At 60.2% G+C, this 19569-nt stretch carries 17 protein-coding genes and 1 rRNA gene; 14 read left to right on the top strand and 4 right to left on the bottom strand.

Going from position 1 to position 19569, the window contains the following annotated elements; all coding sequences use genetic code 11:
- Nucleotides 1-186: 186 nt before the first annotated feature.
- From C4K40_RS26770 to C4K40_RS26755, 4 genes are read left to right on the top strand one after another with little or no spacing between them, the layout of a single operon-like run.
- Nucleotides 187-1062 carry a hemin ABC transporter substrate-binding protein gene (locus tag C4K40_RS26770; protein ID WP_022641013.1) on the top strand — a complete coding sequence of 292 codons (876 nt, stop codon included), beginning with the start codon at nucleotides 187-189 and terminating at the stop codon, nucleotides 1060-1062.
- 50 nt (nucleotides 1063-1112) lie between these two features.
- Nucleotides 1113-2096 carry an iron ABC transporter permease gene (locus C4K40_RS26765; protein ID WP_164485065.1) on the top strand — a complete coding sequence of 328 codons (984 nt, stop codon included), beginning with the start codon at nucleotides 1113-1115 and terminating at the stop codon, nucleotides 2094-2096.
- Nucleotides 2096-2863, top strand: a complete 768-nt coding sequence (locus tag C4K40_RS26760; RefSeq protein WP_053138738.1) for a heme ABC transporter ATP-binding protein — start codon at nucleotides 2096-2098, stop codon at nucleotides 2861-2863. The genes C4K40_RS26765 and C4K40_RS26760 overlap by 1 nt, the downstream gene beginning before the upstream one ends.
- Nucleotides 2864-2885: 22 nt before the next feature.
- Entirely contained in the window at nucleotides 2886-3749 is an 864-nt protein-coding gene (locus C4K40_RS26755) for a ChaN family lipoprotein (RefSeq protein ID WP_053138735.1), read from the top strand.
- Between the two features lie 232 nt (nucleotides 3750-3981).
- Here C4K40_RS26755 and C4K40_RS26750 read toward each other — a convergent pair whose 3' ends face one another.
- The 4 genes from C4K40_RS26750 to C4K40_RS26735 form a co-directional block, all read right to left on the bottom strand.
- Nucleotides 3982-4782, bottom strand: coding sequence for a Crp/Fnr family transcriptional regulator (locus C4K40_RS26750; RefSeq protein WP_031320547.1), 801 nt, complete (start codon nucleotides 4780-4782; stop codon nucleotides 3982-3984).
- Between the two features lie 13 nt (nucleotides 4783-4795).
- Entirely contained in the window at nucleotides 4796-5068 is a 273-nt protein-coding gene (locus C4K40_RS26745) for a TfoX/Sxy family protein (protein WP_022641008.1), read from the bottom strand.
- Between the two features lie 218 nt (nucleotides 5069-5286).
- Nucleotides 5287-5631 carry a pentapeptide repeat-containing protein gene (locus C4K40_RS26740; protein ID WP_022641006.1) on the bottom strand — a complete coding sequence of 115 codons (345 nt, stop codon included), beginning with the start codon at nucleotides 5629-5631 and terminating at the stop codon, nucleotides 5287-5289.
- 93 nt (nucleotides 5632-5724) lie between these two features.
- A complete protein-coding gene (locus C4K40_RS26735; RefSeq protein ID WP_053138732.1) occupies nucleotides 5725-7281 on the bottom strand; it encodes a bifunctional aminoglycoside phosphotransferase/ATP-binding protein in 1557 nt (518 codons plus the stop codon).
- A 114-nt stretch (nucleotides 7282-7395) separates the two neighbouring features.
- Between C4K40_RS26735 and mrcB the strand changes: the two genes are divergently transcribed.
- The 10 genes from mrcB to C4K40_RS26680 all read left to right on the top strand — a co-directional run bounded on the left by mrcB (nucleotide 7396) and on the right by C4K40_RS26680 (nucleotide 19456).
- Complete coding sequence (mrcB, locus tag C4K40_RS26730; protein WP_053138729.1) at nucleotides 7396-9720, top strand: penicillin-binding protein 1B; 2325 nt, start codon at nucleotides 7396-7398, stop codon at nucleotides 9718-9720.
- A gap of 16 nt (nucleotides 9721-9736) precedes the next feature.
- The gene (locus C4K40_RS26725) at nucleotides 9737-10483 is read left to right on the top strand and encodes a M48 family metallopeptidase (RefSeq protein ID WP_053138727.1); all 747 of its coding nucleotides are present in this window, start codon (nucleotides 9737-9739) and stop codon (nucleotides 10481-10483) included.
- The gene (locus C4K40_RS26720; protein WP_053138724.1) at nucleotides 10483-10818 is read left to right on the top strand and encodes a YqcC family protein; all 336 of its coding nucleotides are present in this window, start codon (nucleotides 10483-10485) and stop codon (nucleotides 10816-10818) included. Before C4K40_RS26725 ends, C4K40_RS26720 begins: the two co-directional genes overlap by 1 nt.
- Nucleotides 10819-11395: 577 nt before the next feature.
- Nucleotides 11396-13120: an acetolactate synthase 3 large subunit gene (locus C4K40_RS26715; RefSeq protein WP_053138778.1), complete on the top strand. Its 1725-nt coding sequence runs from the start codon at nucleotides 11396-11398 to the stop codon at nucleotides 13118-13120.
- A 1-nt stretch (nucleotide 13121) separates the two neighbouring features.
- Nucleotides 13122-13613: an acetolactate synthase small subunit gene (ilvN, locus tag C4K40_RS26710; RefSeq protein ID WP_011063488.1), complete on the top strand. Its 492-nt coding sequence runs from the start codon at nucleotides 13122-13124 to the stop codon at nucleotides 13611-13613.
- A 45-nt stretch (nucleotides 13614-13658) separates the two neighbouring features.
- A complete protein-coding gene (ilvC, locus tag C4K40_RS26705; RefSeq protein ID WP_022641000.1) occupies nucleotides 13659-14675 on the top strand; it encodes a ketol-acid reductoisomerase in 1017 nt (338 codons plus the stop codon).
- Nucleotides 14676-14821: 146 nt separating this feature from the next.
- Nucleotides 14822-15679: a CDP-diacylglycerol--serine O-phosphatidyltransferase gene (gene pssA, locus C4K40_RS26700; protein ID WP_053138721.1), complete on the top strand. Its 858-nt coding sequence runs from the start codon at nucleotides 14822-14824 to the stop codon at nucleotides 15677-15679.
- 63 nt (nucleotides 15680-15742) lie between these two features.
- Nucleotides 15743-16756 (top strand): protein-methionine-sulfoxide reductase catalytic subunit MsrP, encoded by a 1014-nt coding sequence (gene msrP / locus C4K40_RS26695; RefSeq protein WP_022640999.1) that lies wholly within the window; start codon nucleotides 15743-15745, stop codon nucleotides 16754-16756.
- Complete coding sequence (gene msrQ, locus C4K40_RS26690; RefSeq protein WP_053138718.1) at nucleotides 16756-17376, top strand: protein-methionine-sulfoxide reductase heme-binding subunit MsrQ; 621 nt, start codon at nucleotides 16756-16758, stop codon at nucleotides 17374-17376. The genes msrP and msrQ overlap by 1 nt, the downstream gene beginning before the upstream one ends.
- A 543-nt stretch (nucleotides 17377-17919) precedes the next feature.
- Nucleotides 17920-19456: ribosomal RNA gene (locus tag C4K40_RS26680) — 16S ribosomal RNA — on the top strand.
- Nucleotides 19457-19569: the final 113 nt, after the last annotated feature.

Here is a 19569-nt window from a genome sequence, read left to right as displayed (position 1 = left end):
CGGCCTGTCACGGGTTTCCTGCGGTTACAGGAGCGAATGCGCCGGCGCTTGACGGTCAAATGAAAACAATTATCAAATGGCCGTCTCGCTCGCTAAGGGGCGCTTGCTCATTTCGATGCCTGGCCAACCAGGCGTGTCACATGGACAGCCGCTTCTCGGGCCTCACTTCTATAAAGGAAACGTTCTATGCGCCTGACTGCCAGCGCCTTTGCGCTCTGTGCCGGATTGCTGGTGAGCCACTGGGCCGCCGCCGAGGAGTTGCCGCAGCGTTGGGTCAGTGCCGGGGGCGCCTTGTCCGAGTGGGTGAGTGCCCTGGGCGCGGAGTCGAAGCTGGTCGGCGTCGACACTACCAGCCAGCATCCGGCTTCGCTCAAGGCGCTGCCCAGCATTGGCTACCAGCGCCAGCTGTCGGCAGAAGGCGTCTTGAGCCTGCGGCCCCAGGTGCTGGTGGGAACCGAGGAAATGGGGCCGCCGCCGGTGATCTCGCAGATTCGCGGTTCGGGCGTTCGGGTCGAGATGTTTTCCGCCCAGCCGGACCTGCCCACCTTGCAGGGCACCCTGCAACACCTGGGGCAGTTGCTCGGGCTTGAAGAGCAGGCCGGGCAGCTGTTCCAGCGTTATCAGCAGCGACTCGACCAGCAACGGGCCTGGATCGCCCAGGCCCAGGCCCAACAACCTGCGCCCGGAGTCTTGCTGGTACTCGGACATGCCGGCGGCAAGCCTTTGATCGCTGGCAAGGACACCGCGGCAGACTGGCTGCTGCAACAGGCTGGCGGGCGTAACCTGGCGACCCACAGCGGCTACAAGCCGTTCTCGGTGGAGTCCCTGGCTGGGCTGAGCCCGGAGGTGCTGGTGTTCTCCGATCGCAGTCTGAGTGGTGAGGCGGCGCGCGCCGCGCTGTTCAAGGAAAACCCGGCGCTGGCTGCCACCAAGGCGGTCAAGGCCGGACGAGTAGTGGAACTGGATCCGACTCTCTTGGTGGGAGGGCTCGGCCCACGCCTGCCTGACAGCCTGAAGCAACTGTCGGCGACCTTTTATCCACAGGCCAAGCCGGCTCAATGAGTCGCCTGGTCCAGCCGCGCACACTGTTTCTCGGCCTTGGGTGCCTTTGCCTGGTGGCCACCTGGCTGTCCCTGGCCCTGGGGCCGGTGAGCCTGCCGCTGTTCGATACCCTGCGTGCGGCCCTGCGGATGCTCGGCCTGCCGATCGACGGCCAGGGCCTGGAGCAGGCTGAACTGATTCTCGGCCAGATCCGCCTGCCCCGGACCTTGCTCGGCCTGGCGGTCGGAGGTGTCCTGGCCTTGTCCGGCGTGGCCATGCAGGGCCTGTTCCGCAATCCCCTGGCCGACCCCGGGCTGGTGGGCGTCTCCAGCGGCGCGGCGTTGGGCGCGGCTATCGCCATCGTCGGCGGCGCGATGTTCGGAGGCCTGCCGGAGGCCGTCGGTCCTTACCTCCTGTCGTTGTGTGCCTTCCTCGGCGGCCTGGGGGTGACGGCGCTGGTCTATCGCCTGGGCCGCCGCAATGGCCAGACCCACGTGGCGACCATGCTCCTGGCTGGGATCGCCCTGACCGCCCTGGCCGGTTCCGCCGTGGGGCTGTTCACCTACCTGGCCGATGACGCCACCTTGCGTACCTTGACCTTCTGGAACCTGGGCAGCCTCAACGGTGCCAGCTATCAGCGGCTGTGGCCGTTGTTGCTGGTGACCCTGGCTGTCGCACTGTGGTTGCCGCGGCGGGCCAAGGCCCTGAATGCCCTGTTGCTGGGAGAGTCGGAAGCCAAGCACCTGGGGGTCGATGTCGAAGGGCTCAAGCGTGAACTGGTGTTCTGCACTGCCCTGGGCGTGGGCGCTGCCGTCGCGGCGGCGGGGATGATCGGTTTTGTCGGCCTGGTGGTGCCGCATCTGGTGCGCCTGCTGGCGGGGCCGGACCATCGGATCTTGCTGCCAGCGTCGATCCTCGCGGGCGCTAGCCTGTTGCTGCTGGCCGATCTGGTGGCGCGCCTGGCATTGGCTCCAGCGGAGCTGCCCATAGGTATCGTCACCGCCTTTCTCGGCGCCCCCTTCTTTCTATATCTGTTGCTGCGAGGGCGCGCCTGATGTTGCGAGTCAAGAATCTGCATGTGCGACGCGGCGGCAAGGATGTGCTGACCGGTATCGACTTGCAGCTGGCGCCCGGTGAGGTGCTGGGAGTGCTGGGACCCAACGGCGCGGGCAAGAGCAGCCTGCTCGGCGCCTTGAGTGGTGAGCTGGCGGCTCACCAGGGGCGAGTGTTGCTGGACGAGCGCGAGCTGGCGCAATGGGACGGTGTCCAGCGTGCCCGGCGCCTGGCCGTGTTGCCACAGGCATCGAGCCTGGATTTCGCCTTCCGGGTCGAAGAGGTGGTGGGCCTGGGGCGCCTGCCTCACCAGAGTGGTCTGCTGCGTGACCAGGAGATAGTGGCCGCAGCCCTGGAGGCAGCCGATATCGCGCATCTTGGAGGGCGCAGCTACCTGGCCCTGTCGGGCGGGGAGCGCCAGCGGGTGCACCTGGCCAGGGTCCTGGCGCAATTGTGGCCGGGCGAGCCAGGGCACAGCCTGTTGCTCGACGAACCTACCTCGGCCCTCGATCCGTTGCACCAGCACGTCACCTTGCAGGCTATCCGCGCGTTCGCCGATCGTGGCGTGGCGGTGCTGGTCATCCTCCATGACCTAAACCTGGCCGCTCGTTATTGTGATCGGGTGCTGTTACTCGAAGGTGGACGACCGCATTCCATGGGTGTTCCGGCCGCCGTGCTGCGCGCCGAACCGCTGAAGGCGGTATTTGGCCTGGAGGTGCTGGTGCAGGAGCATCCGGAGCGCGGGCATCCGTTGATCATCGCCCGCTGACGGGCAATCTGGAGGTGTTCCGATGCGTTCGTTGCTACTTCTGCTGGTGTTGTCACTGGCGGGCTGCCAGACCTCGGCCCCGATCCTGCCGCCTCCGGTGGCGACGCCTGTGGGCAGCATCGTCGACCTGCGCAATGGTCGAATACTTGCTCCCGAGGAGCTGGCGGTGCTGTTGGGCCAGGCATCACGGGTGATCGTCGGCGAGCAGCACGACAACCCCGAGCACCACGCCGTGCAATTGTGGTTGCTGCGTTCGATGGCCGTACAACGGCCCCAGGGCAGCTTGCTGCTGGAAATGCTCAACCCCGATCAGCAATCCCGTGTCGATGCCAGCAGGGCGGCGGTTGGCACGGGGCGTTGGCCTGATGACCTGCCTGCTGCGCTGGCCTGGCAGCCCGGCTGGGACTGGAGCCTCTATGGCCCGTTAGTGGGGTATGCCTTGAAGCAGCCTTATCCGCTGCTCTGCGCCAACCTGGATCGCCAGGAAGTGCGTGATATCTATGCCAAGGCGCCATCGCTGTCCGGCTCTCGGGTCAACGACGACAGGGTAACCACGACCTTGGCCGCACAGATTCGCGAATCCCATTGCGGTCTGCTGCCTCAAAGCCAGGTACCAGCCATGCTGGCCGTACAGCAGCAGCGTGATCGGCGCATGGCCGAGCGCCTGCTCGCGGCACCAGCTCCCGCCTTGTTGTTTGCTGGTGCGTTCCATGCGCGCAAGGATCTGGGCGTGCCCTTGCATCTGGCCGACCTTGGGCATCCGCAGGAAGTGCTGGTGTTGATGCTGGCGGAGCGTGGCCACTCGGCGGATCTGGCCAATGCCGACCTGGTCTGGTTCACCCCGCCCCAACCCGAACGCGATTACTGCGCACCGTTGAGGCGTTGAGCGAAGGTTTTTCGCAGGCAAAAAAAGACCCGGCAGAGCCGGGTCAAATAACCGTGATTAGCCTGATGAGGAGATAATCTGAGAGTCCGAACCACTGGTCTTCCAGGTTATCGGCTGATCTCGCGACCAGTTGTGGTAATCATAACGATTCTCATTTCGATGTCAACGTGGTGATTTCCAGTTTTTGCATATTTCGCTAAACGCTCGTTTGAATCGTCCTCCGGATTCGGGCTTATTCGCGATCGCCGAGGCCCTTGAGCCGGATCACTTCCCGGTTCAACAGGTTGATGCGCCGGGCCATGCTTTCGATCAGGCTATGGGCTACTCGTGGATTGCTCTGGGTCAGGCTGAGGAACTGATCCCTGGGAATCAGCATCACGGTGGTCGGTTCGCTGGCGATCACGCTGGCGCTGCGCTTTTCACCGGTGAACACCGACATGGCGCCGAAGATCTCGTCCTTGGGCACGTCGCCGACCTTGTGCCCGTCGACGAAGGCCTGGGCATGCCCCTCGACTATCACGAAGACATGGTCCGCCTCATCGCCCTGGGCGATCAGCACTTCGCCTTGCTGTACGCGCTTGAAGCCATTATGACTGCGCAGCTCCGGCGGTTTCAGGCGGACAACGGCATCCGAGAGCAGGGCGGTTTGGCCGATCAGGTATTGCAGCAGCAACTCCGAGCGCTGTTCATCGGCATGGATGTGCCGGAACACATCTGCCCTCAGGTACGGAATCAGTTGCAAGGGCGCGTCGCAGCCAAGCAGCCAGTGGGGCTGCTCGAGGCCCCGACGCAGTCCCACCAGGTCGCCTTCGTGCAGGTAGAACAGTGGACGATCCTCGACGCTCGCCTGGATCACACCGCTTTCCAGCAGGTAGATCTGATGGCCGGGCAGGGCGCCTGAAAGGTCCGCCATGGCCGGCAGTTCCAGTGTCGGGCCGCAGGGCGCCAGGCCTTCGAGCAGTTGCGGCGGAATGTTCTGCAGGCGATTGATCAAGGCATCGGCGTAGGCCGGCTGTTCTCCCATTAGATACATAGAGGTGTGCCAATCAGTTTTTTTGACGAGTGGAAATGGCATCCAGCTGCTTGTTCAGGGCTTCCTTGCGTTCGGCGGGGAGGTCGTTCCAGTGCATGTCCATCAGCGCGCCCTCGATGGCATAGAGCAAGACCTTCGAGGCACGAAAACCTCGGGTGCGCACGGCCCGGTATGCGTCCACCGCTCCCAGGCGACGCAGGTCCGAAGCACTATGGATGCCCACTGCATGCAGCCACTGCGCGGATGTCTTGCCGAGGTTCTTCAGGTGTTGCAGTTCATCATTCATCAAGCCTCCTGGCGATGGCCGAATGGTGAGTGGGCAGCTTCAAAGGAGTGTAGCGCTCAGCAGAAAACGCGCTGTGCGTTGGTCGGGTTCGACGCAAATGCTTCTAAGGCGGGTCAGTTCATCGTTGGAGCGGGGGAGTTCGCGACGCAGTACGGCAGGGGAAGGAGCGAGGGGCATGTCCGGCGCAGGGCGATGCGCCGGACATGCAGAGAGGAGCCTCAGCGGGTGTTGTAACGCAGGCGGGTGCCGAAATTGACCGACATCAGGATCTCGTCGGCAGTCAGCTCCACGGGGAAGTAGGCCCCGGAAATCTGCGCGTGGGCAAGGCTTGCGCCTTCCATCGAGGCGTTTCGAAGATCCAGGCCGCGCAGGTCGGCAGAGCGGAAATAGGCGTCGGTGAAATCGATGCCGGTGGCGTTCAGTTCGCGCAGGTCGAGACCGCGGAAGTCGCCGCCACGCATGTCGATGGGTTGATCTTTGGGGCGCTCACGGTTGAAGCCCGTGATGTCGTCCTTGTGCAGCAGAGCGTAAAGCGCAGTGTCGAGAAGTTTGGGTTGGCTCATGTCGACGTCACCGGCGGTGGATTTATGACGCCAGTATAGTGCCACTGTTTTTCAGCCGTGAAGTCTTTGCCACTTCACGGCTGAAAGAGTGACTCAGAGACCCGGCAGGCGCTGGCGAATATTGGCGACCAGGACGTCCAGGCTACCGCTTTCGTTGGTCTCGACGCGCTTGCTGCGCAGCAGTTCCTCTTCTGTCAACGCCTCGCGCGTGGCTTGCTGCTCGGCGATCACCGCCAGGGTAGCGTCCGATGGATCGTTCTGGTCGGCCTGACGTTGCTCGAGCCAGCTGGCGATGACCGCCTGTGGGGCGTTGCAGTCGATGATCAGGCATGGCGTGCCGGTGGCTTCGGCAACCTTGGCGGCGGCGTCACGCTGGGCACGCTTGAGGTAGGTGGCGTCGATGATGACGGGGAAGCCGGCACGCAGGATGACTTCGGCGATTTCATGCAGGCGCTCATAGGTCGCGTTGCTGGCATCGTTGCTATAGATGCCGGCATGCAGGTCGTTGGCTCCCTGCTGCTCGCCGAACAGGCGCTTGCGTTCGACGTCGGAGCGCAGCCGAACGGCGCCCAGGGCATCGACCAGGCGCATGGCCACATGGCTCTTGCCTACCGCCGAGACGCCGGAGGTGATGGCCAGGAAGCGCGATGGAATGGTGCTGTAGCTTTCCGCCAGGTTGGCGTAGTTGCGGTACTGGCGCAGGGTGGTGGCGCGCTGAACTGCGGTGGCGTCGGCCGGCATGCTGAACAGACTGACCTTGGCCCGTACCAGGGCGCGGTATGCCTTGTAGAAGTTGAGCAGTTCCAGGCCCTGGTAGTCGCCGGTCAGCTCCAGGTACTGGCTGACGAAACGTCGCGCCAGGCTCTTCAGGCCACGGTCTTCCAGGTCCATGGCGAGGAAGCCGGTGTCGGCGTACACATCGGTGAAGCGGAAGGGCTCGTTGAATTCGATGCAGTCGAAGATCACCACGTCGCCATCGATGAGGGTGGCGTTGCCCAGGTGGATGTCGCCGTGGCATTCGCGAATGAAACCATCGCTCTTGCGCTGGGCCAGAAGGGGCTTGAGGCGTTCGAAGCTGGTTTCGGCCCAGGCTTCCAGGGCCTCGAGTTGCTGCAGGTCGGCCTTGTCGCTGAGGAATGGGCGGATCTGCTCGAAGTTCTGGCGCACCGGCGCCATCACACTGTCCGGGGTTCCGGCTTCATGATCGGCGGGAACCTGGGGAGCGCTGAGGTGGAACTGGGCGATCTGTCGGGCCATCTGGTCGATGTGCGCAGTGGTCAGTTCGCCATTGGCCTGCAAGGTGCTCAACAACTGGCTCTGGGGGAACTGGCGCATTTTCAGCACATAGTCGACCACCGGGCCGCTACCGCCCAGTTCCGGGGTCTCGGCGCTGCCAGTGATCGGCAGGACTTCCAGGTACAGGTCCTGGGTCAGGCGCTGGTTAAGACGCAACTCCTCGCCGCAGAAATGCTCGCGGGCTTTCAGGCTGGTGAAGTCCAGGAAGCCGAAGTTGACCGGCTTCTTCACTTTATAGGCGAAGGGGCCGGTGAGGATCACCCAGGAAATATGGGTTTCGATGACCTGGAATCCGTCTACCGGATGCGGGTACAGAGCTGGGTTTTGCAAGGCGGCGATCAGTGACTGGCTCACAGGCGGTCCTTCAGGGTCGGAAAATCGAGGGCGTCATTATGGCCGCTGTGGGCGTCATGGCAAACCTCGCTGGCGCATGTTGATGATGAATCAAAGTGCGTATAATCCGCCGCCATGACTCGTACCCGATCCCCTCGTTCTGCAAAAAAATCTCCCTCTGGCGGCCTGCGCCCCTGGCTGGGCTGGGCGCTCAAGCTCAGTCTGGTGGGCCTGGTGGTGCTGGCCGGCTTCGCCGTCTACCTCGATGCCGTGGTCCAGGAGAAGTTCTCCGGCAAGCGCTGGACCATTCCGGCCAAGGTCTATGCGCGCCCGCTGGAGCTGTTCGTCGGACAGAAGCTCAGCAAGGACGACTTCCTCACGGAGCTCGACGCCTTGGGCTATCGCCGTGAAAGCGTTGCCAATGGCCCCGGCGCGGCTTCGGTCAGCGGCAATACCGTTGACTTGAATACCCGGGGCTTCCAGTTCTATGAAGGACTGGAGCAGGCGCAGCCGGTGCGCGTGCGTTTCTCCGGCGATTACGTGGCCGAACTGTCCGGCAGCAAGGGCGCGAAACTGGCGGTGGTACGTCTTGAGCCCCTGTTGATCGGTGGCCTGTATCCCAAGAACCTCGAAGACCGGATCCTGATCAAGATCGACCAGGTTCCGCCGTACCTGCTGGAAACCCTGGTGACCGTCGAGGACCGGGACTTCTACTCGCACTTCGGGGTCTCGCCCAAGTCCATCGCCCGGGCGATCTGGGTCAACACTTCGTCGGGCCAGATGCGCCAGGGCGGTAGCACCCTGACCCAGCAATTGGTGAAGAACTTCTTCCTGACTAACGAGCGCAGCCTGTCGCGCAAGCTCACCGAGGCCATGATGGCCTTGTTGCTGGAGCTGCATTACGACAAGCGCGAGATCCTCGAGGCCTACCTCAACGAAGTGTTCGTCGGCCAGGATGGCCAGCGCGCGGTGCATGGTTTCGGCCTGGCCAGCCAGTTCTTCTTCAGCCAGCCGCTGTCCGAACTCAAGCTGCATCAAGTGGCGCTATTGGTGGGCATGGTCAAGGGGCCTTCCTATTACAACCCGCGGCGTTATCCGGAACGTGCTCTGGAGCGGCGTAACCTGGTGCTCGATCTGCTGGCTCAACAGGGCGTCGCCACGCCTGAGCAGGTCGAGGCGGCGAAGAAGATGCCCCTGGGCGTGACCAAGCGCGGCAGCCTGGCAGACAGTTCGTTCCCCGGTTTCCTCGACCTGGTCAAGCGTCAGCTGCGCGAAGACTATCGCGATGAAGACTTGACCGAGGAAGGACTGCGGATCTTCACCAGCTTCGATCCGATCCTGCAAATGAAGGCCGAAGCCTCCGTCAACGACACCTTCAAGCGCCTGTCCGGACGCAAGGGGTCGGATGAGGTCGAGGCGGCGATGGTGGTGACCAATCCGGAAACCGGTGAAGTCCAGGCGATGATCGGTAGTCGCCAGGCCGGTTTCGCCGGATTCAACCGAGCCCTGGATGCCGTGCGTCCGATCGGCTCGCTGATCAAGCCGGCGGTCTACCTGACGGCCCTGGAGAAACCCAGCCAGTACACGCTGACCAGCTGGCTTTCGGATGAAGCCTTCTCGGTCAAGGGCGCGGATGGCCAGGTGTGGAAGCCGCAGAACTATGATCGCCGCAGCCATGGCACGGTCTTCCTGTACCAGGGGCTGGCGCATTCCTACAACCTTTCCACGGCCCGGCTCGGCCTGGAAGTGGGCGTGCCGAATGTCTTGAAGACGCTCGGGCGCCTGGGGGTAACCCGGGAGTTCCCGGCATTCCCATCCATGCTGTTGGGCGCGGGGGGCATGAGCCCGATGGAAGTGGCCACCATGTACCAGACCCTGGCCAATGGCGGTTTCAATACGCCGATGCGCGGGATTCGCAGTGTGCTGACCGCAGAGGGCGAGCCGCTCAAGCGCTATCCGTTCCAGATCCAGCAGCGTTTCGATGCGGGCTCGATCTACCTGATCCAGAGCGCCATGCAGCGAGTCATGCGCGAGGGTACCGGGCGCTCGGTGTACAGCGTGCTGCCCAGCAACCTGACGCTCGCCGGCAAGACCGGCACCAGTAACGATTCCCGCGACAGCTGGTTCGCCGGGTTCAGCCAGGACCTGCTGGCAGTGATCTGGCTTGGCCGCGACGACAACGGCAAGACGCCGTTCACGGGAGCCACCGGCGCCCTGCAGGTGTGGACCAGTTTCATGCGCAAGGCCGATCCGCTGCCGCTGGACATGCCACAGCCGGACAACGTGGTCCAGGCCTGGGTCGATTCACGTACCGGGCAGGGCTCCGATGCCAACTGTCCGGGGGCTGTGCAGATGCCGTATATTCGCGGCAGCGAACCGCCTCCCGGCGCTTCCTGCGGTGGCGAAAGCCCGGCAGGTGGCGAGTCGGTGATGGATTGGGTCAAGGGCTGGATGAACTAAGCGATGAGGATTTGACGTGAACAAGTGGTGGGTTCCAGCTATTACAGCTCTGGCGTTGCTCAATGGTTGCGCCAGCGTGCAGCGCGGCTCGATTCCCGTCGTGGACTCGGGTACAGCCGTGTCCAACAATGAGCGGATTTCCGCTACCGGAGGTTTCCGCCAGACGACGATCAAGCGTCCGGCGCAGGCCCAAGCCCAGACTATTCCCCAGGATTCGGGCGTGGTGGTCATGGTACCGGGTGGTGGCGCGACCACCTCGACACCGATCAGCACTTCGCCGATCACCCCGGGCCCGGTTTCTTCCGGTCCCATTACACCTGGGCCTGTGGATGGTTCGAGCTACCAGCCAGCACCGATCAACCAGGGCAGCTACAACATGCCCTCGGCTCCAAGCGGCATTCCCTCGGCCCGTTCCGGTGGCCTGTCGGCGGACGAGCAGTTGGATGGCCCGGTACTGGCGTTGCTCACGACCGCTCAGCAGCAACAGTCCAGTGGTGACCTGAATGGCGCTTCTTCCAGCCTCGAGCGCGCGCAGCGAGTGGCTCCCCGGGAACCGCAAGTGCTGTATCGCCTGGCCCAGGTGCGCATGGCCCAGGGCGATGCCCCACAAGCCGAACAGTTCGCTCGCCGTGGCCTGAGCTTCGCCAATGGCCGCCCTGACCTGCAAGCCAGCCTGTGGGAGTTGATCGCCCAGGCGCGTGATAAGCAGGGGGATGCCGCCGGTGCAGCCCAGGCTCGCCAGAAGGCCCGGGTGTCGCTGTGATGGACGTACGTTTTCCCAAGATCGCCGAACAGTTGCTGTTGATCGAGCGTGAACTGCGGCTCCAGGGGCTATGGGGGGATGAGTCTCCCAGCGCCGAAGCCCTGGCCAGCACCCAGCCGTTCGCCGTGGATACGCTGGAGTTCGAGCAGTGGCTGCAATGGATCTTCCTGCCGCGCATGAAGATGATCCTTGAACAGGACCTGCCGCTGCCCAATGCTTCCGGGATCCAGGAGATGGCCGAGATGGTGTTCTCCAGCCGCTCGATGCAAGGGCGTGATCTGCAGCTGCAAGTGCTGCTCAAAGAGTTCGATCAACTGATCGTCGCCACTCGCTGAAACAAGGCTGCCAGGAGCCTCCTGGCAGCCTCTAGCCCGCCACTTCTGCGTGCATCCCCGTGCCGGGTCGACCCATGATTGGGTCGCATGCTCCCGATCTGTGTTCCTGCCGTGGCCAAGGCCTCTGCCTAGTCCGACTTGGATGGTGCTCGAACGGCAAAGTCAAGGTTCGTATTTCTGAGATTCTTGCGGAAAAACGCGCAATTGAAGCGTAAATTTACCCTGGTTTTGGGCTATTTATTGCGTTTTAGTGAGCGTAGTTCGAATTAGCTATATAGACAGCTTGACTTGCCGAGGGCGAAACAGAAGAATCCAAAGTCCGCTGTAGAGGGACTGCCAGAAGCAGACCCGCTCAGCAGATCATGAGGTGCACATCCGCACCGAAGTGCTACACCCGCAACGCGTTACCTCGCGCTGGGTGGGAAATCCCCGCAACACTTTGGGGCATTCCCAATGCTTGCTCAGTCAGTGCTGACGTAGTCGGCGACCACCGTCGCTCATGCTCTGCTGAGAAGTAAACCTATTAAGACCCGCTCCCTTTTGAGGGCGGTATTCTGGCGTTTTAGAGGTGAACAACGTGGAGCTTTTATCTGGCGGTGAGATGCTCGTCCGCTTCTTGCGTGACGAAGGCGTCAAATATATCTACGGGTACCCAGGTGGTGCTCTCCTTCATGTTTACGATGCCCTGTTCAAGGAACCGGAAGTTACCCACATCCTGGTTCGTCACGAACAAGCGGCTACCCATATGGCTGACGGTTATGCCCGTGCCACCGGCAAGGCCGGCGTGGTCCTGGTGACGTCCGGCCCGGGCGCGACCAATGCCATTACCGGTATTGCCACCGCCTACATGGACTCGATTCCGATGGTGGTCATTTCTGGCCAGGTGCCCAGCACCATGGTCGGTACCGACGCGTTCCAGGAAACCGACATGATCGGTATCTCCCGGCCGATCGTGAAGCACAGCTTCATGATCAAGCACGCTTCGGAAATTCCGGAAGTCATGAAGAAGGCCTTCTATCTGGCGCAATCGGGTCGTCCTGGCCCGGTGGTGGTCGATATCCCCAAGGACATGACCAACCCGGCTGAAAAGTTCGAATACGTTTTTCCCAAGAAGGCCAAGCTGCGCTCGTACAGCCCAGCCGTTCGTGGTCACTCCGGACAGATTCGCAAGGCGGCGGAGATGCTCCTGTCGGCCAAGCGTCCCGTGCTGTATTCCGGCGGTGGCGTGATTCTCGGCGGTGGTTCCGCCGCGTTGACCGAGCTGGCCAAGATGCTCAACCTGCCAGTCACCAACACCTTGATGGGCCTGGGGGCCTATCCGGGGACCGACCGGCAGTTCGTCGGCATGCTCGGCATGCATGGCAGCTATACCGCCAACCTGGCCATGCACCATGCCGATGTGATCCTGGCCGTGGGTGCGCGCTTCGACGACCGGGTCATCAACGGTGCGCCGAAGTTTTGCCCGAACGCCAAGATCATCCATGTCGATATCGACCCGGCTTCGATCTCCAAGACCATCAAGGCCGACGTGCCGATCGTGGGCCCAGTGGAGAGCGTCCTGACCGAAATGGTCGCGGCCCTCAAGGAAATCGGCGATACCCCGAACAAGGATACGGTCGCCAGTTGGTGGAAGCAGATCGACGAGTGGCGCGGTGACCGCGGCCTGTTCCCTTACGACAAGGGTGACGGCAGCATCATCAAGCCGCAGACCGTGATCGAGACCCTCTGCGAAGTGACCAAGGGCGATGCCTTTGTGACCTCCGACGTGGGCCAGCACCAGATGTTCGCGGCGCAGTACTACAAGTTCAACAAACCCAACCGCTGGATCAACTCCGGTGGCCTGGGCACCATGGGCTTCGGTTTCCCGGCGGCCATGGGAGTCAAGTTGAGCTTCCCTGATGATGATGTCGCCTGCGTCACGGGTGAAGGCAGTATCCAGATGAATATCCAGGAGCTGTCCACCTGCCTGCAGTACGACCTGCCAGTCAAGATCGTCAACCTGAACAACGGCGTGCTGGGTATGGTTCGCCAATGGCAGGACATGAGCTATGGCAGCCGTCATTCGCACTCCTACATGGAATCGCTGCCTGACTTCGTCCGGCTGGTCGAGGCTTACGGTCACGTGGGTATCCGCATCACCGACCTGAAGGACTTGAAGCCGAAGATGGAAGAAGCGTTCGCCATGAAGGATCGCCTGGTGTTCCTCGATATCCAGGTCGATACCAGCGAGCACGTCTATCCGATGCAGATCAAAGACGGCTCCATGCGCGATATGTGGCTGAGCAAGACGGAGCGTACTTAATATGCGGCACATCATCTCCTTGCTTCTGGAAAACGAACCGGGCGCCCTGTCTCGTGTTGTCGGCCTGTTCTCGCAGCGCAACTACAACATCGAAAGCCTGACTGTGGCGCCAACCGAAGACCCGACCTTGTCGCGCTTGACCCTGACTACCGTCGGTCATGACGAGATCATCGAGCAGATCACCAAGAACCTGAACAAGCTGGTCGAGGTAGTCAAGCTGGTGGATCTGTCGGAAAGTGCCCACATCGAGCGTGAGCTGATGTTGGTCAAGATCAAGGCGACCGGTGCCCAGCGCGCCGAGGTCAAGCGCACCACCGATATCTACCGTGGGCAGATCGTTGATGTCAGCGCTAGCGTGTATACCGTTCAACTGACCGGTACCAGCGACAAGCTCGACAGCTTCATTCAATCGATCGGTACCGCATCGATTCTGGAAACCGTACGCAGTGGCGTCACCGGGATTGCCCGTGGCGACAAAGTACTGAGCATCTAATTCAAATTAGCGAATGGCCGGAACGGCCTGACATAGGGGAAGTTCATGAAAGTTTTCTACGATAAAGACTGCGACCTGTCGATCATCCAGGGCAAGAAGGTTGCCATCATCGGTTACGGTTCCCAGGGTCACGCTCAAGCTTGCAACCTGAAAGACTCCGGCGTCGACGTGACTGTCGGCCTGCGTAAAGGCTCGGCCACCGTTGCCAAGGCCGAAGCCCATGGCTTGAAAGTTGCCGACGTGGCTACTGCTGTCGCCGCTGCCGACCTGGTCATGATCCTGACTCCAGACGAGTTCCAGGGCGCCCTGTACAAGAACGAAATCGAGCCGAACATCAAGAAAGGCGCCACCCTGGCCTTCTCCCACGGTTTTTCGATCCACTACAACCAGGTAGTTCCTCGTGCCGATCTGGACGTGATCATGATCGCGCCGAAGGCCCCGGGCCACACCGTGCGTTCCGAGTTCGTCAAGGGCGGTGGTATCCCTGACCTGATCGCCATCTACCAGGATGCCTCGGGCAATGCCAAGAACGTCGCCCTGTCCTATGCCGCAGGTGTAGGTGGTGGCCGTACCGGCATCATCGAAACCACCTTCAAGGACGAGACCGAAACCGACCTGTTCGGCGAGCAAGCCGTTCTGTGTGGTGGCACCGTGGAACTGGTCAAGGCCGGTTTCGAAACCCTGGTCGAAGCCGGCTACGCGCCGGAAATGGCCTACTTCGAATGCCTGCACGAGCTGAAGCTGATCGTTGACCTCATGTACGAAGGCGGTATTGCCAACATGAACTACTCGATCTCCAACAACGCCGAGTACGGCGAATACGTGACGGGCCCAGAAGTCATCAACGCCGAATCCCGCCAGGCCATGCGCAACGCCCTGAAGCGCATCCAGGACGGCGAATACGCGAAGATGTTCATCAGCGAAGGCGCTACCGGTTACCCATCCATGACCGCCAAGCGTCGTAACAACGCCGCTCACGGCATCGAGATCATCGGCGAGCAACTGCGTTCGATGATGCCGTGGATCTCTGCCAACAAGATCGTCGACAAAACCAAGAACTAAGTTCGAGTCTTGTCAGGGAAAACGCGGCCTAGGCCGCGTTTTTTCGTTCGCGGGGATAGGTTCTGGTATAAAGCAGGCTCCTTTGTGGCCGAACCGTGGCCCGGGGTATCTGTCGAAACTTTTCACACCGTTGCAAGGTAATGTCCATGAGCGAACGTCCCGAAGAGCCAAACCAGGCCTCTGACGCCGAAAGCCTGCTACCGATCGATGAGCATGTCGAAGAAGGACATGACGCTGAAGGCCGTAAAGTCCGGCATCGTGGTATCTATCTTCTGCCGAATCTGTTCACCACTGCGAACCTGTTCGCGGGGTTCTATTCCATCATCAGCTCCATGAGTGCCCAGAGTGCCCTGAGTGCCGGGGATGCTGCCGGAGCGAGCAAGTATTTTGCCTTTGCTGCCATCGCGATTTTCGTTGCCATGGTGCTTGATGGCCTGGATGGCCGCGTAGCCCGGATGACCAACACTCAGAGTGCGTTCGGTGCCGAGTACGATTCCTTGTCGGACATGGTGGCGTTCGGCGTTGCCCCGGCGTTGCTGGCCTTCGGCTGGGCGCTGGGCGACATGGGCAAGGTTGGCTGGATGGTCGCCTTCATTTATGTAGCCGGTGCCGCATTGCGCCTGGCACGTTTCAATACTCAAGTGGGGACGGCCGACAAGCGTTACTTCATTGGCCTGGCCAGTCCGGCGGCTGCGGGTGTGGTGGCAGGTATCGTCTGGGCCTTCAGTGACTATGGTATCCAGGGGTCGAAGATGTCGTTCCTGGTGGCCCTGATGGTGGCGGCTGCCGGCATGCTGATGGTCAGCAACATCAAGTACAACAGCTTCAAGGATCTCGACCTCAAGGGCCGGGTGCCGTTCGTGGCCATCCTGGCGGTGGTCCTGGTCTTCGCGGTGGTGTTCAGCGATCCGCCCCGGGTACTGTTGCTGGTGTTCCTGGCCTATGCGGCTTCCGGTCCGATCCAGTACCTGTTGCATCTTCGTCGCCGCAATCACATCGAGTGATGTAATTTCCCCCATACTCCGCAGTCTATTGGTGCATCTGTCCTCCAATACTGCGGAGTTGTCATGCTGCTCAAGTTCCCCAAGTCTTCCGATTGCAAAGCGTCGGATATCACTCCCGAATCCTTCTACCTGTCGCGGCGCGCCCTGTTGGGTGGCACCGTTGCAGGTCTCGCCGCGGCTGCGTTGCCTCGTTGGGGCAGGGCGGACGAGGCGGTGCGCTATGCCGATGTCGACCCGGGGCAGGCTCCTTCCTGGTTCACGGAGAAATTGCCGGCCACTCGCTGGCAAGCGGTGGTTGCCCAGGGGGAGGCGATCACTCCCTTCAAGGATGCGACCCACTACAACAACTTCTACGAATTCGGCACTGATAAAGGTGATCCCGCCGCCAATGCCGGAGCTCTGAAGACTGAGCCGTGGAGTGTGGTAGTGGATGGTGAGGTAGCCAAGCCGGGTCGTTACGCGCTCGAGGACTTCATCAAGCCTTACCAGTTGGAGGAGCGTATCTATCGACTGCGTTGTGTCGAGGCCTGGTCGATGGTGATCCCCTGGATCGGCTTTCCCGTTTCTGCGTTGCTCAAGCAGGTCGAGCCCACCAGCAAGGCCAAGTTCATTCGCTTTGAAACCTTGCGTGATCCCGAACATATGCCGGGGCAGCGCTCCGGGTTCGCCTTGATTGATTGGCCTTATGTCGAAGGACTGCGGCTCGATGAGGCGATGAACCCGTTGGCGATCCTGGCGGTGGGAATGTATGGGCGGGAGTTGCCGAACCAGAACGGCGCACCGCTGCGGTTGGTCGTGCCCTGGAAGTATGGCTTCAAGAGCGTGAAATCCATCGTGCGTATCAGTTTGGTCAGTGAGCAGCCCAAGACGACCTGGCAGAGTATCGCCGCCAACGAATACGGCTTTTATGCAAATGTGAATCCGACGGTCGACCATCCCCGTTGGACCCAGGCGCGGGAGCGACGCCTTCCCAGTGGGCTGTTCAGTCCGAATGTCCGCGAGACCCAGATGTTCAATGGCTATGGGGAAGAGGTCGCCTCTTTATATAGCGGGATGGATCTGAGGAAGGATTACTGATGCGTCATTCGCTCTGGCGCATCGGTGTATTCATTGCAGGCGCGATATGGCCCATGTATTGGTTGTATGAGGCTTGGGCTTCGCTGTTGGGGCCCGACCCGGGCAAGGTCCTGGTCGATCGGCTGGGATTGGGAGCCCTGGTGTTTCTGTTACTCACGTTGAGCATGACGCCGCTGCAGAAGCTGACAGGCTGGTCGGGTTGGATCGCTGTGCGACGGCAGTTGGGATTATGGTGCTTTGCTTATGTGGCGCTGCATTTGACTGCCTATGGCGTTTTCATACTGGGGTTGGACTGGTCGCAACTTGGCGTGGAGCTGCGCAAGCGGCCTTATATCCTTGTCGGTAGTTTGGGGTTCATCCTTCTGCTGTCGTTGGCGGTAACATCCAATCGCTACAGCCAACGACGGTTGGGGGCTCGCTGGAAGAAGTTGCATCGCTTGGTCTATTTCATTCTTGGGCTTGGGTTGCTGCATATGTTGTGGATCGTCAGGGCCGATTTGAAGGAATGGGCCATCTACGCGTCTTTGGGGGCAGTATTAATGGTGCTGCGCCTGCCCTTCGTGGCTCGCCGTATTCCTCGGCTTATGATTGGAAAAGCATCTTCTGCAAGAAAAGTGTAATTAGTGCTTGACGGCAGATTCTACAGGTCTATAATTCGCCCCACTTCCGGCGCAGTCGAAACGGAAAACTCCTTGAAATTCAACGAGTTACGAAGATTTCGGCAGCGGTCACGCTTCAGTTCATCGAAGTCCGAAAGGAGCTGATAAGGCAGCGAAAGTAGCCTTGTTAGCGTTTCGATCCTCTCGATCGAAAGCGGTTAAAAAGAGGTGTTGACAGCAGCGTGTAACGCTGTAGAATTCGCCTCCCGCTAACGAGAGATCGAAAGCGCAAGTGGTTGAAGTTGCAAAGGAAACTTTGAAAACTTCTTAAAAAAATCACTTGACAGCAAATGAGGCTGCTGTAGAATGCGCGCCTCGGTTGAGACGAAAGATCTTAACCAACCGCTCTTTAACAACTGAATCAAGCAATTCGTGTGGGTGCTTGTGTAGTCAGACTGATAGTCAAAAAGATTATCAGCATCACGAGTGACCATGCGAGAAATCACATAGTCATTTGAGATTGCTGAGCCAAGTTTAGGGTTTCTTAAAAACCCAAGCAGTATTGAACTGAAGAGTTTGATCATGGCTCAGATTGAACGCTGGCGGCAGGCCTAACACATGCAAGTCGAGCGGATGAAGTGAGCTTGCTCACGGATTTAGCGGCGGACGGGTGAGTAATGCCTAGGAATCTGCCTGGTAGTGGGGGATAACGTTTCGAAAGGGACGCTAATACCGCATACGTCCTACGGGAGAAAGCAGGGGACCTTCGGGCCTTGCGCTATCAGATGAGCCTAGGTCGGATTAGCTAGTTGGTGAGGTAATGGCTCACCAAGGCGACGATCCGTAACTGGTCTGAGAGGATGATCAGTCACACTGGAACTGAGACACGGTCCAGACTCCTACGGGAGGCAGCAGTGGGGAATATTGGACAATGGGCGAAAGCCTGATCCAGCCATGCCGCGTGTGTGAAGAAGGTCTTCGGATTGTAAAGCACTTTAAGTTGGGAGGAAGGGCAGTAAGCTAATATCTTGCTGTTTTGACGTTACCGACAGAATAAGCACCGGCTAACTCTGTGCCAGCAGCCGCGGTAATACAGAGGGTGCAAGCGTTAATCGGAATTACTGGGCGTAAAGCGCGCGTAGGTGGTTTGTTAAGTTGGATGTGAAAGCCCCGGGCTCAACCTGGGAACTGCATCCAAAACTGGCAAGCTAGAGTATGGTAGAGGGTGGTGGAATTTCCTGTGTAGCGGTGAAATGCGTAGATATAGGAAGGAACACCAGTGGCGAAGGCGACCACCTGGACTGATACTGACACTGAGGTGCGAAAGCGTGGGGAGCAAACAGGATTAGATACCCTGGTAGTCCACGCCGTAAACGATGTCAACTAGCCGTTGGGGTCCTTGAGACTTTAGTGGCGCAGCTAACGCATTAAGTTGACCGCCTGGGGAGTACGGCCGCAAGGTTAAAACTCAAATGAATTGACGGGGGCCCGCACAAGCGGTGGAGCATGTGGTTTAATTCGAAGCAACGCGAAGAACCTTACCAGGCCTTGACATGCAGAGAACTTTCCAGAGATGGATTGGTGCCTTCGGGAACTCTGACACAGGTGCTGCATGGCTGTCGTCAGCTCGTGTCGTGAGATGTTGGGTTAAGTCCCGTAACGAGCGCAACCCTTGTCCTTAGTTACCAGCACGTTATGGTGGGCACTCTAAGGAGACTGCCGGTGACAAACCGGAGGAAGGTGGGGATGACGTCAAGTCATCATGGCCCTTACGGCCTGGGCTACACACGTGCTACAATGGTCGGTACAGAGGGTTGCCAAGCCGCGAGGTGGAGCTAATCCCACAAAACCGATCGTAGTCCGGATCGCAGTCTGCAACTCGACTGCGTGAAGTCGGAATCGCTAGTAATCGCGAATCAGAATGTCGCGGTGAATACGTTCCCGGGCCTTGTACACACCGCCCGTCACACCATGGGAGTGGGTTGCACCAGAAGTAGCTAGTCTAACCTTCGGGAGGACGGTTACCACGGTGTGATTCATGACTGGGGTGAAGTCGTAACAAGGTAGCCGTAGGGGAACCTGCGGCTGGATCACCTCCTTAATCGACGACATCAGCTGCTTCATAAGCTCCCACACGAATTGCTTGATTCATTGAAGAAGACGATAGAAGCAGCTTTAAGCTCCAAGCTGATAGCTCCAAGCTAACAGTTACAA

The sequence above is a fragment of the Pseudomonas sp. CMR5c genome (genome assembly GCF_003850545.1).
Classification (GTDB): Bacteria; Pseudomonadota; Gammaproteobacteria; order Pseudomonadales; family Pseudomonadaceae; genus Aquipseudomonas; species Aquipseudomonas piscis.
The sequence above is the reverse complement of the archived record's forward strand: the minus strand, read 5'-3'. Positions and strand labels throughout refer to the sequence as shown.